Genomic DNA, 15,860 nt, shown 5'->3' on the forward strand with positions numbered 1-15,860 from the left:
GTAGCAGAACGGGCATGTATTTAAGTCTGTCTCATGACGTACTTTAGTGCTGGCGTTATACTGGCGCCAGCACTTTGGCGATTGAATATAGGGGAACCGTTCTACTTTGACTTATACCATAACGCTGGGAAAACAGAAATTGGCACTAGGTGCTGGTTTTTTTTCTATGACCTTTGCCAGTAATGCTGTTGTTGTGCTTGCTATCCCATTTTATCAAATGACCATGGGCGTAGACCCCTTTTTGCTAAGTTTAGCTATGGCACTTCCAATAGGGCTTGGAATTATAGCCTCACCATTTATTGGGCATTTAAGCGACCAAAGTACAAGTCGCTTTGGTCGCAGAAAGCCCTTTATCGCCGCAGGAGCTTTTGTTAGTGCCATAAGTTTTGGGGCTATGTGGATGGTTCCGCAGAGTTGGTCAAGTGACGCTCAAATAGTGTATTTTAGTGTGACTTACTTACTGTTTTATTTTGCTTCGTTGTTAGTTGCTATTCCTACCACTAGCTTAAGCTATGAAGTGAGCAAAGATCCGACACATAGAATGTCGATTATGGTAATTAATACTTATTTTATTAAAGCTGCATCTTTGCTTTATCAGTGGCTTTACCCTGTAGCGGGGCTGGCTTCTTTTAGCTCGATATTGGTGGGAATCAAATGGGTGGGGTGGAGTGTTGCTATTGTTCTAATTGGCGCGATGGCCTTGCTGCCCACGCTAGTATGTAAGGAATCTACGAAGATAGCCGCCCGCGTTTCTGATGTATCATTTTCAGTAACATGGCGGCTATTAATAGCCAATCGAGCATTGCGTTGGTTAATGGGAATTTGTTTGCTGCAACTTGGTGGCAGCGTATTTGCTGCCAGTATGGATTATTACTTGCTGGTGTACTATGTGTACGATGGAGATATAGCACAGGGTGCGGTATGGAAGGGCATACTGTCGACTGCATATGCGGTTGTTGGCTTTGCTAGTGTCCCTTTTGTAAGTCTAATTTCGCGTAAAATAGGTAAAGAAAAAAGCTTACAAATATTGTTGCTGATGAGTATTTTTGGCGGAGTCTTAAAATGGTTTCTTTTTGTACCCGGAATAGGTTGGTGGATTATTTTAGATGCCATACTCTGCAGTAGTGTTTGGACCGCGTTAACTACGATTATCCCTGTGTTGAATGCGCAGCTAAGTGACGAACATAAATCTAGTCACAGACGGCCTGCGGCTGGTATGTTTGCTGCCGCTTTCAGTTCAGTAGCTGCGCTTGCTGGTATTCTCGCTTTGGTCACCTCTGGTATCGTGCTTAATACCATTGGCTTTGATGCAAACAACGGCGCCCAGCAAACAGATTTTACCTTGCATGCTATGCGGCTAATTCTCTCGTTAGGGACCTGTATTTTTGGCATGCTATCGTTGCTATGTTTATTGAATTATAGAAGTACTAAAAATGATTAAGTTCAATGATTTATGTTTACTTTGGATGAGTGAATTTAATGGTAACTATTAAGGATGTAGCCCGAGTGGCTGGTGTTTCTACGGCCACAGTATCTAGGGTGATACACGATGGTGGGCATGTGGGAGCTGCGTGTAAGGCTCGTGTCAAAAAAGTGATAGATGAGCTTGGCTACCGGCCCAATACCAATGCGCAGGCATTAGTAAAAAGAACGACCTATACATTGGGTGTGGTTACACCAAAATTATCAATGTCGTTTTTTGGTACGTTAGCTAGTGGGGTTGAAGACTCAGCCAGAGAAAAAGGCTATAAACTCTTAATGTCTAACTCTTTGTATAAAACAGAATCTGAACTTGATGCAATTAACTCACTCAGAAATCACGATTGTCAGGGCATTATTCTTCATAGTGAATACTCAGATGAGGAAACGTTAATCAAATTGGCTAAGGATGTTCCGGGTTTAGTGTTAATTAATCGGTATATCCCTTCATTGGCGAATCGGTGTGTGTGGTTAGATAACGAAAGCGGTGCTAAAAAGGCCACTGAATATTTACTTGCATACGGACATCGTCAATTCGCAGTGGTTACCAGTATCTACCAGAATCGGGATCCTAGCACGCGGTTAGAGAGTGTTAAAAACACATTAGAAAGCTATGGTTTAACCCTTCCCAAAAAAGCGGTCGCGGAATCTACGGCGAACATTGACGGGGGCGAATTGGCGATAAAAGAACTTCTTGCTAAAGGGGTAAAATTTACTGCAGTTGTTGCTTACAATGATTTGATGGCGATTGGTGCTATTCACGCTTTATTTGATGCTGGTTTACGCGTACCAGAAGATGTTTCTGTCATTGGTTTTGATGATTTACCTGCAGCACGCTCGTGTCGGCCAAGACTAACGACCATGCATTACCCTATAGAGGAGATGGCTGCATACGCCGCAAAGCTTGCCATCTCATTGAGCGATCCCGCTAATTCACCTGGAAGCAAAACTCATTTATTTATCCCTGAGTTAGTAGAAAGAGACTCAGTCTCCCAGATGGGAGGAACGAATAAATAACGTTGATTGTTATGGCGTAAACATTAGCAAAAATTTAGCTCCCCAATTGAGAGGCGAGTATTAAGTATAAAATGGGTCCTCACGCATTATTTAGAACCGATGTATGCTCAATACACATTCCGTGTGGGAGCAGCACAACTGCTATCGTTATGGGTACTTAGCTCTAAAGTGTCTTGTTTCATCATCCTAGTATGGCGCAGTGGCAGTGTGCAGGATCTATTGACCATGTACGCCAGAGCATTCAGCGCGTATACCCTTTATCGGTTATTGTCGAAATCAGAAGGGAACATGATAAATTTTACTTTGTCGTTCATCTGCTTGCGTACAATCGATTATTAATGAGGTCTCTGGCGCGTTTTTAACTTCCTTTTCTAGGTGGTAATTTCACCCCTGAGTTCGCATTGCTTTATAGTTTTCGGATTCGTTTAATTTCAGCTGCATCTATACCAAGGGACTCCAAAAACTTTTGCTGCCATTTCAGTATCTCGATCTTATTACCCATTTCGTGGATGTGATGCTTCAAAAAATGGTACTGAGATTGTACTTCCTTTCGGTGTAGTAAATTCAGAATTTGCGCTACCGGCATTCCGGAAGAACGGTAAGCTAAAATTGTGCATGGTCGTTCCTCCTCGCTTATTCCATACCATCAGTAACTGTTAGCTGTGCGGGTTTGGGCAAAAGAAGGCCTTCGCGCTCGTAATAGAGTAGCGTTGCTCGTGAGATACTATATTTTCTAGCGAGTTGAGTTACTGTAAGCATATATTTTTACCTGAACTTACTATCCGAAGCGCTATCTTCATTTGCAGTTAATAGCCCGTTGTCAGATGAACCTTTTAGCCTTGTTAAAGGTTAGGAAAGCAATGAAAATAAAGTTTGCGATAGAAAGGTTGGTGAGGAAGCATTCGTGTTGATTAAAGATGATGTAGAGCTAAAAGCTTCTATAACCGAGCTTTTAGGCGCATTGTAAGTCGTTCATAAAAACATGCGCTGCACGGTTTATTTCTCAAGTCGGAAAAAGTAACCCATTATATTTTAAGGAGAGCTCAATTGTTTATCAAACTGGTTCGAAATCTCGTACTTCTTAGCTCAACATTGCTCTTTTGTTCTATTTCTACTGCTGATTCTAAAATAGAGCGAAAAATGTATAACCCGTGGGAGGCAGAAATTGGTTACTCCCAAGTTGTTATTGCAGGTAACAACGTTTACTTATCTGGTATCGCAAGTGATAAAGCTACGCTGGAAGAGCAAGTTAGAGAAATCTATACCCTTATACAAAATACCCTTAAAGATAATAACCTAGGCATGGAAAGTATCGTAAAACAGGTAATTTATACCACTGATATTGAAGCGTTCAAAAAGCTGGGCAAGGTGCGAAAAGAAAAATTTAGAGAGGGCCAGTATCCAAGCTCTACGCTAGTAGAGGTACAAAGGCTATATAGCCCAAACCACCTGGTTGAGATAGAGGTGGTTGCATTTAAAGAGTTGACGTATCAGGGGATTAATTTAGTCATTGATTGAATTGTGAGAATGTAACAAAAAAGAATGGTACGGCTCTACAAAGCAACTTAACACCTCAAATGGAGTAGCGATATGAAACGGATATTCATTGTTCTGATACTGATGTTTACCCAACACGTTAATGCTGACGCTGTAAGAGAAATAGAAGAAAGAGACGTTTTCTCTAAAGTGTTAAACGAGCAGCTTTCGCTGTTTATTCAGCTTCCCCTTTATTACCACAAGAATGCTGACTATGCCTATCCAGTGCTGTATCTATTAGATGCGCCTGTAGGTATCACATTGAATTCCGGTATTCTCGACCCCTTAATTGGTTACAATAATGCGCCTCAAATGATTATTGTTGGGGTGTCTACAAATGATAGAGACAGAGATTTTACCCCCACCAACGACCGCAAATATGCAGAAAATAGTGGTGGCGCAGGTGCATATCTGAAATTTATTGAAGCGGAAGTTATTCCCTACGTAGATGCTAATTTTAGAACCGAAGATTACAGAATATTTTCTGGGCACTCTTTCGGCGGCCTGCTAGTGGCCCACGCATTTTATTCAGCACCAGACCTTTTTGACGCCTATTTTGCATTTAGTCCTAGTTTGTTTTGGGATGAGAAGTTAGTGGCTAAATCCCTAGTATCATTCACCGCTAAACAACAAAGTAATCACAGTGTGCTTTACCTGAATATTGGGAATGAAGGGAATGCGGAAGTTAAATCTCCAGAGGGTAAAGCAATGCTAGAAGGTATTAAGTTTATTGATAGCGCCTTAAGCCAACACACACCTAAAGGTCTTCGCTATAAAAGTGATTACTTTTCACAAGAGCCCCACCAAGTAACCCAAATTATTGGTACCTATCACGCTTTTAGGCACCTCTACCCATCATGGGATGTGCCTTATGAAGCTTATTTATCTGGATACAATGCAGTTGCTGCTCACTTTGCATCATTAAGCGACATGTATGGTTATCATATGGAGGCTAAAGACTGGCAACTATCTGATGCAGCGCTATACGAACTGCACGAGCGTAATAACCCTAATGAAGCCATCAAATATTTACACGCGCTGTTAGAACAACACCCTGGAGATATTGAATATATGGCTACGCTCGCATTGGCCTATGAAAAGAGTGGCGCCCTGCCAGAAGCTTTAAATACGCTTAATGAAATAAACGGGCTGATAGGTGAAGAAGACGAAATGTACACCGACATCGCTGTAAGAATTAGCAGAATTTCTAAGTTACTGAGTGCAAGTTAAAAAGATAAGAGCTGCAGTGGAGAAGCATTATTTGTCGGCATGTTGGCAGCCTACAAGTGGAAGAATAGATTCTTACTTTCGGAATTAGAGCCATAAATAGTAGAGGCAGAGTATATTAGTAACCAGTAAAGTACTCTGCCCCCATTTCGATTTACTCGCCCACTATATCTGTGGTTTCCAGCGCTACATCAATACTATTCGCTACCCCAGGGTAAGCTGATGATAAAGTGCTTCCATTTTCATTGGTTAAATCGCGGATATTTTTCTGAACGGTAATGATAGAAAATAAGCTAAGTATAAATGCCATACCGTAAAATCCTTTTTCACTTAGAAACATGTCGGCATTAAAAAGACCTATACCCAGCAGGGCAACTGCACTAAAAAAAGCTGCCCAACACATACCAACGAAAACAGTGGTAGTTGGTAGGCCTTCTTGTTTATCTCTTACCGTCTTTTGTAAGGTTACAGCTGAAAACATGGCTAAAATGAATATAGCTAAATAATAGCCTTTTCATTAAGTAGAATGTTGGCGTTCCTCAATCACAAGCTTGTCGCAATAAGTCTCTAGCTTGTAGGTGGTCTACCGCAAAACGGCTTACTGAAGATATTCTGATTTTACAAGCAATTACACGGAAGGTTAGTTTCCAAAAAATACTGAAGCAAATATACGAACATTAATTGTATTAGTAAATACTAAAGCTCGAATCTGCCTAATAGTGTTTGATGCAGCCTCTAGGGGGTGGTACCTAAGGGCTAGTACCTAGAGAGTAATAAATAGAAACTAAAAAATAGAGAATAATAAATTTTGCCATTTCGCAGTAACGCTTTCATTAATAGATGTAAATCTTTAGTAAATAGAATTCGCTCAACATTTTTCAGTATAATATTTGAACATGACTGTGTACTAAGGAGCGTGAAATGAAGCATTTAACTTTGTGTGTTTTGTTATTAAGTAGCGGTTTATTTAGCCATCATGTGTTTGCGTGTTCATTTAATTGTGTAACCGCAGAGCGATCGGGGAATACGTTAACCGTGACAGGGTATAACGCCGACGGGGAGGCGATATATGTTGAAACCGTATCACTTGAAGAAACACTAAGTCCTAACATCACGGAGCTTCCAGCAACTGAGAACCCCGTCACTGCAGTGCCTACTGGCACTGATATATCAACGACCACCACGTCTTTGGCGGATGGAGGAAGTGTGTTAACCACTGTGAGTACTTTTACCACTATCAAGAGTTTTGTGATTGTTACTAGTACTGAGGTTTATGATTTAAATGGGGAGTTGACGTTTGTTGATACAGACACAAAAACATACGAAAGATTTAAAATAGAAGAACAAATAACCGAACGTAAAAAGGGCATCATTTGATGCCCTTTAGTATTTATACCGGTTTTCCTATCTACTAAAGCTAAAGCTAAAGCTAAAGCTAAAGCTAAAGCTAAAGCTAAAGCTAAAGACTAAAAGCGATAAGTAGCCGATACGCCAACAGTTCTAGGATCGACAACTGCGGCATAACCGCTAGGATAACGTGTGCTAACAGGCTCTTGCGAAACTAATGCGGTTTCATCGAACGCGTTATCTAAATACGCAGTAAGCAGCCAGTTGTCAGAGGTATAGTTAGCGGTGAAGCGGGCTATTGTATAATCGCCGGCAACCCGTTCTGCGGTATTGGTGAAGTCGCCAAAGTATTCGCCAATGTAACGAACAGAGCCGCCAACGCTGATGGCATCTGTCACCCAATATTTGGCACCTACATTAGCGTTAAAGCTTGGGGCTGAGTTTAATTCATTGCCCTGCGCATCGGTGTAATCCGCACCGGCATCCTTAATCTCTGATTGAAGAAACCCCATTCCAGCGTTCACTTCTATGCTATCTGTTACGTTGGCATGTACTTCTAACTCAGCGCCGTATGTCGCCACACTTGGCATATTGGTAATGAAGCGTGTAGAGCTTAGTGCTTGAAAGCCATCGTAGTCGTTGTAGAAAATGTTGGCACTAACAAAACCCGCGCCATTTTCAAACTGTGTGCGGCTGCTTAGCTCGAACGTATTTACCTTCTCTTCTTCATAGTAATAGTACTCTTGCGCGGTAAAGTTCAGCGCACCGCCGCCTGCGTTGTATCCTTTACGCGCACTAAACGCTAACGTGGTTTGTGGTGTAAATGCATATTGAATAACGAATTTCGGCAAAAATATGTTGGTATCATCATCCAGTTCAGAATCTATGGGTTCATAAACAAAATGTCTGAACTGACTCTCACGTTCTACCCGTACACCGGCAATAATGTTAAGTTTGTCAGAAAGCGCAAACGTGGTTTCACCATACACTGCGATAGATTCGCTTTCATCGCTACCGTAGTAGGGGTAAGCGCCTGTGCTTAAAATATCTTGCTCACGCTCGAAATAATACAAACCAACAAAACCATCAATGTTGTTACTCGGTAAGGCAAAGTTAATTTTTGCATCTACCGTTACATTGGTTTCATCAAAAATTAGGGTTTGCTCAGCATCGTCAGAGGCTTCGTAAGAATCAAAGCCCCACTTGTAATCCATGAATGAAATGAGCAGGTCTAAAGATACATTGTCAGAAATCACGTACTGGGTATTCAACGCAGTTGTCGAAGATTCTGTGCTGATATCGCGAAAATAAATACGGTTGTATTCTTCCAAATTCTCTAGCGCATAATAAACGCGGCCAGTATCGCCTTCTTCATTATTGTAGGTATGAGACAGCGTGAAAGATAAATCATCAGATGGTGTCCAAAGTAATTTACCACGTACGCGCTGGGTTTCAATTTTATCAATATCATAGTCTGGTGGGTTAGATTCATAACCCTCACCATCGGTAATAGTATCGGCATTCAAGTTTTGAACGCTCAAACGAAACGCGAGTTCATCTTCAATAAGCGGCCCTGAAATTACTCCTGCAGTATCTATGTATTGGTCGTTATTTCTATAACCTACACGCGCTGCACCTTCCCATTCTTGGCTAGGATCGTTAGTTTTAATATAGACTGCGCCACCAATGCTGTTGCGCCCATTACTGGTAGATTGCGGGCCGCGGTATACTTCAATTTGTTGTAAATCCCACATGCCAGAGTCGCCGGTTAAATCAGCCACAAAAGGTTGTGATACACCATCAATTAACGTCATCACCCGGCCATTTGCGCCGCCAGATATAGAATTAAATCCACCCGCTGCACCATTGCCTGACACACCTCGAATATCAGGTAAAGAGCCTGTTTGAACCACGACATTTGCAATATCAGATATGGCATCAGACACCGATTTATATTGGGTGTTATTAATAGCCTCTTCATTAAAAACGGAAATCGATGTAGTTGAGTCTTTTAATGAGCGATTCGCTTTTTCACCAATAACCACAATCTTTTCAATATCAGTAATATCTCTATCTGGGGTTTGTATCTCTTGTGCATGCACGCCGCTTATGGCAGAGGAAATGGCGAGTGCTAGCAAAGATGTACTTGGTAACAGCCTTGTTGATAGCCGTGTGGATTTTCTATTTGATACGTTTTCTGTTGAGCAGAAAGTCATAGTAATTTTCCTTTAAGTCAGTGTAAATGAGTAATGTGGCAACCTTCAAAGGTGCTCTTATTCTTAAGGTCTTGGTGCAAAAGTGCGGTTTACAGTGGGTAAGTTGCGCCAACGGCTAGCGCAAAGACCTACAAGGTGAAAATACTCATCTCATTTGCAATTTTCCTAAGTATCTTGTTATCTGGTTAAGCCCACACCGAGTCGATAGGAATAGCCGAACGGCGGTTTTGTAAATGACGGGCGGTAAATAGAAGTGTGAGCAATATGATTGCTGACACTAAGCAAACCCCAATATCAATGCTTGCAGATAAACTACTGCTGCTGAAATAAAGGGTAATGCCAATAGTGGCAAGGAGCAGCAAGCTCGATAGGTAGAGTGAATCGATAGCGGCTTTTATTGGCGTCACAACGAAGCTGTAAAGTACAGGCGTGAAAAAACCGATGTAATAAGCGATAAGCTGATAAGTACGAATATTGGGGTTATCGATTGAGAACACTTTCGCTGCTAGCAATGACAATACAATACCTACAACCGCACCGGCACACACGCCAATGGTAAGCCGTGCCATAATACGAACTGAGCGTCTTTGCTCTGCCGGAGCTTTATTCTGAATTTGTTTTTTGCGCCTGGATTCAACCCAAACCACATTGCCCGTTAGAAATAACAGTGCGCCGCTTAAGCCCATAGCAAAGTAAACCCAGTGAATAAACGCGCCACCAAATCCGCCAAAGTGCAGGGTAAAGAAACTATTCACGACCTTGCCCGGCACACCAGAAATAGACGGTAGCATCGCGGTATAACCTGAAGAGGCAGTGTAGGGATCGGTAACCCAGAAAGCGTAATCGGGCCCACGTATTATTTCTCCTACTAACTCTCCACCTACTAGCACCCTTGCACGGGGAGTCCCTAGGCCTGCAAAGCGAAGCTCTGCAATCTCGAATTCGGGTTCAATATCGGTAATTTCTTTGGTGAGCTGGGCAATTGAAATTAGATTATCAACGCCTCGGTCCATCTCGGTAGGAGCGGGGCGGTTAAACATAGGGCTGTCTTTATAAACCCATTGTTGCATGCTGCCATATAGAATGTCGTGGTAAGCAAAGACCACGGTAGTGATGGCAATAATAATATGAAAAGGCAAAGCGGTAATGCCCAGAATATTATGAAAATCGACCCAAAATCTTTTTCCGTTCTTCTTTTTCCGTAAGCTAAATAAATCTTTAAACCATGTGGGTAGGAAAATGATTAAACCTGACACTATGGCCACAAAGTACAAAATCGATACAAATCCCATCACGAAAATGCCTAACGCATCATGATCATCGCCGCCAGGAATACCCGCGGTACGGTGTATATGATCGAGAAAATCGCCAATAGCTGAAATATGAGTTTGTTTGCTTACCAATTCCCCTGAGCTATCTAATGAAGCATGCCAAAAGGTGTGTGTATGTGTGGCTTCGTCTTCAATAGTCCAAGTAACTGGGGCATGGTTTGGCTGGGCAGAAGGAAGATAAACCGTCATCTCTCTGCTAGCGTCGGGGTGAGTCTGTAAAACGGTTTTAATTAGGCTGTCATATTGGTTTAGTTCAATAGCTGGTAGCGCATTTTTTTCGTGCATAGCCCATACGTTTAGTGGCGCCTTGAACATGGTTAACGCACCGGCCACAAAGCAAATGAATAACAGTAAGCCTGAAATAATGCCGGTCCAAATGTGTACTTGCTGATAACTTTTATAATTCTGTAATTTCATTAGTGTTACCCCAGAACCTGTAAAACGGTAAATTCAAACAGTGTAATAAGCGTCAGCAGAGCCAACGGAAGCCAAGGTTTTTTAGCAAAAAAGATAAGGCTTAACGGGGTTAACCAAAAAGGGACTATCAGCCACATTAAAAATTGGCTCTTCACATCAAGAGGTGTGTGAGAAAGAAAAAGAAAACTAATTAAACTGCTAGTGAATAGTGCAAAGGGAAAACTAATTAATGTTGCACCAGTAGTTTTTAACCACCAGTGCGCCTTAAAGGTAGTGTAACTTTCATCTCTAGTGAGCCCTGTACCGCGAGAGCGTCCAGATTTAAGAGGCGCGGTGTAACGGGTAAAGAAAGGAATGGTTCCCAACAGCAGCATACACAGCGTAATAACGGTATAGATGGCGGCAGGTAATGAAAACGTGAAGCTGAATATTGCCGTGCTTAAGATCAATAGCGCCAAGGCAATTAACAGTGTGGTATTAAATGATAGTGGCCTTTTCTTAAACCATTGTTGGTTCGGACAGCCTGCGTAAAACACTAGATTAGCCAGCAAACAGCCTAGCGTCCCCATGAGAATTGCAGCATTCACCTTTGTTGCTCCTTGCAAATACATTTATATTTTTCGTACGCTGTTTTGAACAGCATGTTTTAAAGTGGAGCTAGAATAAAGTTTAAAATCATTTAGTGCAAATGGAAATCATTTTTATTTACAAAATTTGCATTAAGTGGTGCTAAGGCAAGATAACCTCAATAATCGCGACGCTTTGTTTTCTAGTTACTTTGCAACCCGAAATAAGTATATCTGGTCTTGTTTTGGTATCTAGATATCCAACTTTTTTGTAGGTTAGTTGACTCGATTTTCAAAAATTTCAAACAGCAGGTGGCATATGGAAAATGTAAAGGTAGCTTTGGTAACAGGTGGCGCGAAAGGCATTGGCGCAAGTATTGTTGAAAAGTTAGCGGCAAATAATTTTGCCGTGGTGATTAATTATGTCAGTAGTAGCGATGCGGCAAACGAACTTGCTGATAAAATCAAAAGTAAAGGTGGGCAAGCGATTGCGGTGCAAGCTGATGTGTCGAAACCCACTCAGGCAGAAAGCTTGTTTGAAGCAGCGTTACAGGCATTTGGTAAGGTAGACGTACTGGTGAACAATGCGGGCGTGATGGCGCTTTCAACACTTAACGAAACGAGCGATGACGATTTTAATGAACAATTCGACGTTAATATGAAAGGGGTATTCAACATGCTTCGCTTAGCCTCGAAACATCTTCATCAAGGTGGCAGTATTATTAATTTATCCACCAGTGTAGTGGGGCTGAAATTAGAGCGTTACGGCGTTTATGCTGCTACAAAATCTGCGGTTGAAACCATGTCGGCTATTTTGTCGAAAGAGCTTAGAGGTAAGGATATCGCGGTAAATTGTGTAGCGCCGGGGCCTACTGAAACTGATTTGTTTACCGAGGGAAAATCCCAAGAACTCATCGATAAGCTTGCCAATATGAGCCCCATGGAAAGGCTAGGGCAGCCAGAAGATATTGCCAATGTAGTTAACTTTTTAGCCAGTGACGAAGGGCATTGGGTTAATGGGCAAGTGTTACGGGCAAATGGTGGAATTATTTAACATATCGCGATAAATATTTTAATGAAAGTAAAGTTCCTAAAACGCAATTGAAAATGATTATCATTTGAGTTAAAGTGCGGCCAAATTTTATCCGTTTATACTTTAGTGGAATATAAAAAATGTCGCGCAGCACTACCTCACTTGGAATTTTTCTTTCTGGCTTATCTGGGTTCGTTTCTCTTGGACTTAGTTCTACTAATGTTTACGCTCAATCTGCTATACCCCCACAAGCTGCAGTTCTTGCAGAGTCTAATGGACAGGCTCAAGAGGGTGAACCTGACACGGTAGAGCGTGTTGAAGTAAAAGGGCGGGCGCAGCAGTTTTATTTAGATACTAAAACCAAAATTGGTACTAAAACTGATGCCGATCTCATCGATATTCCCATGTCAGCACAAGTACTTAGTGCGCAGCTTATTGCTGACCAGGCTGCTCGTGATATTACCGACTTGTATCGCTCTATCGCTGGCGTCAGCGAGTACAGCTATTCCGGCGTGTCATTTCGCGGCTTTCGAGACGAAGACAACGTATTTTATGATGGTGTAAGGGGCGACCCTTACTCAGGCTTTAGTGTGCCTGACTTATTCAATGTCGCCAGAGTAGAAGTACTGAAAGGTCCTGCGGCAGCGTTATACGGCGGTGGTGAACCTGGAGGCATGATTAATTACGTCACCAAAAAACCTACCTTTACCGAAAATAAAGAAATAACCCTAACAGGTGGTAACTATGACCTTCGCGGTATTTCAGGTGAAGCGACAGGTGGGCTAACAGAAGATGTAGCCTATCGAATTGGTGGCTTTTATGAAGTCCAAGATAGCTTTAGAAATAACGCAGATATGGAAAATATCGAACTTGCTGGCGGCTTACTTTACGATGTTAGCGACAACACTCGATTAACCACTACCTTCGATTACATAGTACAAAACCTAGGTGGTCATCGACTTCGCGGCGTACCGGTAGATGATGAAGGTAATTTCCTTGTTGATTTAACCTATAACGCGAATGAAGAAAGTGACTTTCAAGATATGGAAGCATTTGTTTTTCAAACCCAGTTAGCACATACCTTTAGCGACGCATTAAAAGTTAATTCTACCCTTCGCTATTTAACGAATGAGCGAGATCAGGCTTATCACGAGTCCCGCAGTTGGGTTGATGTTAACGGTGACGGCGAAGCCAATATTGATGACGAGACCATTCAACGTGAATATCGAGACCAATACCGCGCTAACGATGAAGTCAGCTTAACCACCGACTTTGTTTACGATTTCAACGCAGCTGGTGTGGAGCATCAGTTCCTGTTTGGTGGCGATTGGCACTATATGGACACAGAGTACGATTACTTACGTGCTCGGTATGAAGCTGACGGCGTGGCCAACTTAAATATCTTCACCTTAAATTATGGCGAAACCGACCCTAGTACCTATAACCTGACCGACTTAGATAGAGACGGCATACGTCGTAATCGTCAGGGGTTGTACATTCAGGATATGATGCACCTGACAGATAATATTATTGTAATGGCTGGCGCACGCTTCGATAGGTTTGACGAGCGAGACAAAGAAACTGGCACCGAATACGACGATTCAGATGTAACGTATCGTGCCGGTATTACTTACAAACCTTTTAAAGCGATGTCGATGTACGCCAACTATTCCGAAAGCTTCAATCCTGTTGATGCTACTGACCAAGCTGATGCCAATGTTACCGCACTAGAGCCGGTTAGCGGTGATGCCATTGAGTTCGGTGTGAAAAACGAATGGTTGAACGGCAGCATTATGACCACATTCGCCGTGTACCACATAAGTAAAGAAAACTTAGTGTATAGCAACCCAGACTATATTGAAGGCGTGAATGACGATACCGAGTCAGCACTTATCAATTTTGGTGTAGTAGAAAGTGACGGTGCTGAATTTACCTTGGTAGGCGATATAAGCAATACCATCAGCGTAACTGCAAATTACGCGTACAATGATACTATTGTGGTTGACGGTAGCTCAAGTAACACTTTTGGTGCGGGCGATAGATTTGTAAATGCACCTCGTCATCAAGCCGGTTTGTGGACAAGATATGCCATCGACAGTATCGACTCATCGATTGCTTTTGGAGTGAATTATGTGAGCGAGCAAATAAGTGCAGATGCACAAAAGGTGAAGCCTTTCACTGTATTTGATGCAAGCTGGACAACGCGATGGGACGCGGTTTTACTTAGCGTAAACGTGAACAACCTGTTTGATAAAGAATATGCAGTAAGCGGATTTAGCGAAAGAAATGGCCACTTTCCAGGGCAACCCCGCGAAATTATCGCTCAGCTTCAATATAACTTTTAATAAGTGCTAAGCAAGTCTACATGGATTGCAATTCACAGTTGGGTGGGCGTTAAGCTTTCCATCCTGCTGTGCTTTATTGTAGCTACCGGTACGCTTTCTGTGGTGTCACACGAAATTGATTGGTTAGCTAACCCTGCAAAACGGATTGCCCCATCAACCGTAAGTGATATGAATTTGCAGGCGGTTTATGTACAAGCTCTTAATGAAACTGCGAAATTAGCCACCCCTGTACGAAAAATAGAATCTATCCACGCGCCTCTTCACCCTTGGTTCAGTGCAGAAGTTATCTATCGAGATAAGGATAGCTTGCGGCATCGCTTGTTTTTTCATCCCACAACCGGTGAATATTTAGGTGACGGACGCTGGTTAAATTGGCAGCGTTTTTTTCGTGTAACCCACCGGCATCTAATGTTACCGCTAACCCTTGGTATTACCATTGTAAGTGCCTTTTCTATTGCTATATTAGCCCTACTGATATCTAGCTTATATATTTATAGGCACTGGTGGAAGGGCTTCTTTCGCAAGCCTCGTTGGCGGCACAGACAAACCCGTTGGGGCGACTTACATCGAATCGTGGGTGTTTGGAGCTTGTGGTTTTTGCTTGTGATAGGGCTTACCGGCAGCTGGTATTTAGCTGAGCGTTGGGGCGCAGCCGCTCCTAGTACAGACAAAGGTTACGCTGTAACCGATGACGCGATAAATGAACCTGTAATGCCAACGCAAACCTCGCTTAACACTATGCTGCATATTGCTCGCGTGCAATTCCCAGCCCTTAGTATCAAAGAAGTGCGCTTTCCTAACAAAGCGGGTGGGGTAGTGGCGTTTCAAGGGCAAGCTAGTGCAATACTGGTACGAAACCGAGCGAACACTATTCAATTTGACCCCGTTTCTGCTGAAGCCGTTTTTAAGCAAGATGGTAGTGATTTCTCGTTACATACCCGTGTTTCAGAAGCAGCCGACCCGTTGCATTTTGGCGTGTGGGGGGAAGTGCAAGGAAATACGGCTAAGTTATTGAGTAAGCTTCTGTATTTTGTATTTGGTGTTTTTCTTACTGGCCTTTGTATAACTGGCACTTACCTGTACGGATTGCGAGTAGGGCGAAAAGGCAAAAGTATTTCTTCTAAAAGCTCACCGATGAAAAATGCCCGGCTAACAGTCAAATCACTACCCAATACTCCGTTTCGGACCTGGCAAGCCGCTTTACAAAAGGTGGGGTGGGTAGCGTGGTTCTTTACTTCTGCTGTTATTACTTGCTTGGGCTATGGAGCCTATATCTATCTACCTTTTGGCGGTTAGTAAAGACTTTCTTCTCTATTTTTATCAATACAGATATTAGCTTATCTTAA

The 15,860-nt window shown here is 42.4% G+C and carries 13 protein-coding genes; 8 read left to right on the forward strand and 5 right to left on the reverse strand.

Annotation, left to right across the window (positions count from 1 at the left end):
- The first annotated feature begins 106 nt into the window (after window positions 1-106).
- Window positions 107-1,441 (forward strand): MFS transporter, encoded by a 1,335-nt coding sequence (locus C7Y69_RS01995; protein ID WP_126871615.1) that lies wholly within the window; start codon window positions 107-109, stop codon window positions 1,439-1,441.
- A gap of 38 nt (window positions 1,442-1,479) precedes the next feature.
- A complete protein-coding gene (locus C7Y69_RS02000) occupies window positions 1,480-2,496 on the forward strand; it encodes a LacI family DNA-binding transcriptional regulator (protein WP_126871616.1) in 1,017 nt (338 codons plus the stop codon).
- 633 nt (window positions 2,497-3,129) lie between these two features.
- Here the strand turns inward: C7Y69_RS02000 and C7Y69_RS21760 are convergent.
- Entirely contained in the window at window positions 3,130-3,255 is a 126-nt protein-coding gene (locus C7Y69_RS21760; RefSeq protein WP_231884920.1) for a MerR family DNA-binding transcriptional regulator, read from the reverse strand.
- Window positions 3,256-3,543: 288 nt separating this feature from the next.
- On the opposite strand from C7Y69_RS21760, the gene C7Y69_RS02010 reads away from it, so the two are divergent.
- Both C7Y69_RS02010 and C7Y69_RS02015 read left to right on the forward strand, forming a co-directional pair.
- Window positions 3,544-4,014, forward strand: a complete 471-nt coding sequence (locus C7Y69_RS02010) for a RidA family protein (protein ID WP_126871617.1) — start codon at window positions 3,544-3,546, stop codon at window positions 4,012-4,014.
- A gap of 72 nt (window positions 4,015-4,086) precedes the next feature.
- Complete coding sequence (locus tag C7Y69_RS02015; protein ID WP_126871618.1) at window positions 4,087-5,262, forward strand: alpha/beta hydrolase-fold protein; 1,176 nt, start codon at window positions 4,087-4,089, stop codon at window positions 5,260-5,262.
- Between the two features lie 151 nt (window positions 5,263-5,413).
- Here the strand turns inward: C7Y69_RS02015 and C7Y69_RS02020 are convergent, their stop codons facing one another.
- On the reverse strand, window positions 5,414-5,740 hold the full coding sequence (locus C7Y69_RS02020; protein WP_208805766.1) for a YiaA/YiaB family inner membrane protein: 327 nt from the start codon (window positions 5,738-5,740) through the stop codon (window positions 5,414-5,416).
- 440 nt (window positions 5,741-6,180) lie between these two features.
- Here C7Y69_RS02020 and C7Y69_RS02025 point away from each other — a divergent pair, with 440 nt between their 5' ends.
- Window positions 6,181-6,636 carry a hypothetical protein gene (locus tag C7Y69_RS02025; RefSeq protein WP_126871619.1) on the forward strand — a complete coding sequence of 152 codons (456 nt, stop codon included), beginning with the start codon at window positions 6,181-6,183 and terminating at the stop codon, window positions 6,634-6,636.
- Between the two features lie 89 nt (window positions 6,637-6,725).
- Here the strand turns inward: C7Y69_RS02025 and C7Y69_RS02030 are convergent, their stop codons facing one another.
- From C7Y69_RS02030 to C7Y69_RS02040, 3 genes are all read right to left on the reverse strand, one after another.
- Entirely contained in the window at window positions 6,726-8,822 is a 2,097-nt protein-coding gene (locus C7Y69_RS02030) for a TonB-dependent receptor (RefSeq protein ID WP_126871620.1), read from the reverse strand.
- A 185-nt stretch (window positions 8,823-9,007) separates the two neighbouring features.
- On the reverse strand, window positions 9,008-10,570 hold the full coding sequence (locus C7Y69_RS02035) for a PepSY-associated TM helix domain-containing protein (protein ID WP_126871621.1): 1,563 nt from the start codon (window positions 10,568-10,570) through the stop codon (window positions 9,008-9,010).
- 5 nt (window positions 10,571-10,575) lie between these two features.
- Complete coding sequence (locus C7Y69_RS02040) at window positions 10,576-11,157, reverse strand: hypothetical protein (RefSeq protein WP_126871622.1); 582 nt, start codon at window positions 11,155-11,157, stop codon at window positions 10,576-10,578.
- 298 nt (window positions 11,158-11,455) lie between these two features.
- On the opposite strand from C7Y69_RS02040, the gene C7Y69_RS02045 reads away from it, so the two are divergent.
- The 3 genes from C7Y69_RS02045 (at window position 11,456) to C7Y69_RS02055 (ending at window position 15,810) form a co-directional block, all read left to right on the forward strand.
- Complete coding sequence (locus C7Y69_RS02045; protein ID WP_126871623.1) at window positions 11,456-12,190, forward strand: SDR family oxidoreductase; 735 nt, start codon at window positions 11,456-11,458, stop codon at window positions 12,188-12,190.
- Window positions 12,191-12,309: 119 nt separating this feature from the next.
- The gene (locus C7Y69_RS02050) at window positions 12,310-14,514 is read left to right on the forward strand and encodes a TonB-dependent siderophore receptor (protein WP_126871624.1); all 2,205 of its coding nucleotides are present in this window, start codon (window positions 12,310-12,312) and stop codon (window positions 14,512-14,514) included.
- Window positions 14,515-14,517: 3 nt separating this feature from the next.
- Entirely contained in the window at window positions 14,518-15,810 is a 1,293-nt protein-coding gene (locus tag C7Y69_RS02055; RefSeq protein ID WP_126871625.1) for a PepSY-associated TM helix domain-containing protein, read from the forward strand.
- The last annotated feature ends 50 nt before the right edge of the window (window positions 15,811-15,860 follow it).

The organism is Alteromonas sp. KS69, from assembly GCF_003989595.1.
Lineage (GTDB): Bacteria > Pseudomonadota > Gammaproteobacteria > Enterobacterales > Alteromonadaceae > Alteromonas > Alteromonas naphthalenivorans.

Coding starts and splice junctions, on each gene's coding strand:
- C7Y69_RS02000 (WP_126871616.1), top strand. CDS start 1,480: ATGGTAACTATTAAGGATGTAGCCCGAGTGGCTGGTGTTTCTACGGCC.
- C7Y69_RS21760 (WP_231884920.1), bottom strand. CDS start 3,255: ATGCTTACAGTAACTCAACTCGCTAGAAAATATAGTATCTCACGAGCA.
- C7Y69_RS02015 (WP_126871618.1), top strand. CDS start 4,087: ATGAAACGGATATTCATTGTTCTGATACTGATGTTTACCCAACACGTT.
- C7Y69_RS02020 (WP_208805766.1), bottom strand. CDS start 5,740: ATGTTTTCAGCTGTAACCTTACAAAAGACGGTAAGAGATAAACAAGAA.
- C7Y69_RS02025 (WP_126871619.1), top strand. CDS start 6,181: ATGAAGCATTTAACTTTGTGTGTTTTGTTATTAAGTAGCGGTTTATTT.
- C7Y69_RS02030 (WP_126871620.1), bottom strand. CDS start 8,822: ATGACTTTCTGCTCAACAGAAAACGTATCAAATAGAAAATCCACACGG.
- C7Y69_RS02035 (WP_126871621.1), bottom strand. CDS start 10,570: ATGAAATTACAGAATTATAAAAGTTATCAGCAAGTACACATTTGGACC.
- C7Y69_RS02045 (WP_126871623.1), top strand. CDS start 11,456: ATGGAAAATGTAAAGGTAGCTTTGGTAACAGGTGGCGCGAAAGGCATT.
- C7Y69_RS02050 (WP_126871624.1), top strand. CDS start 12,310: ATGTCGCGCAGCACTACCTCACTTGGAATTTTTCTTTCTGGCTTATCT.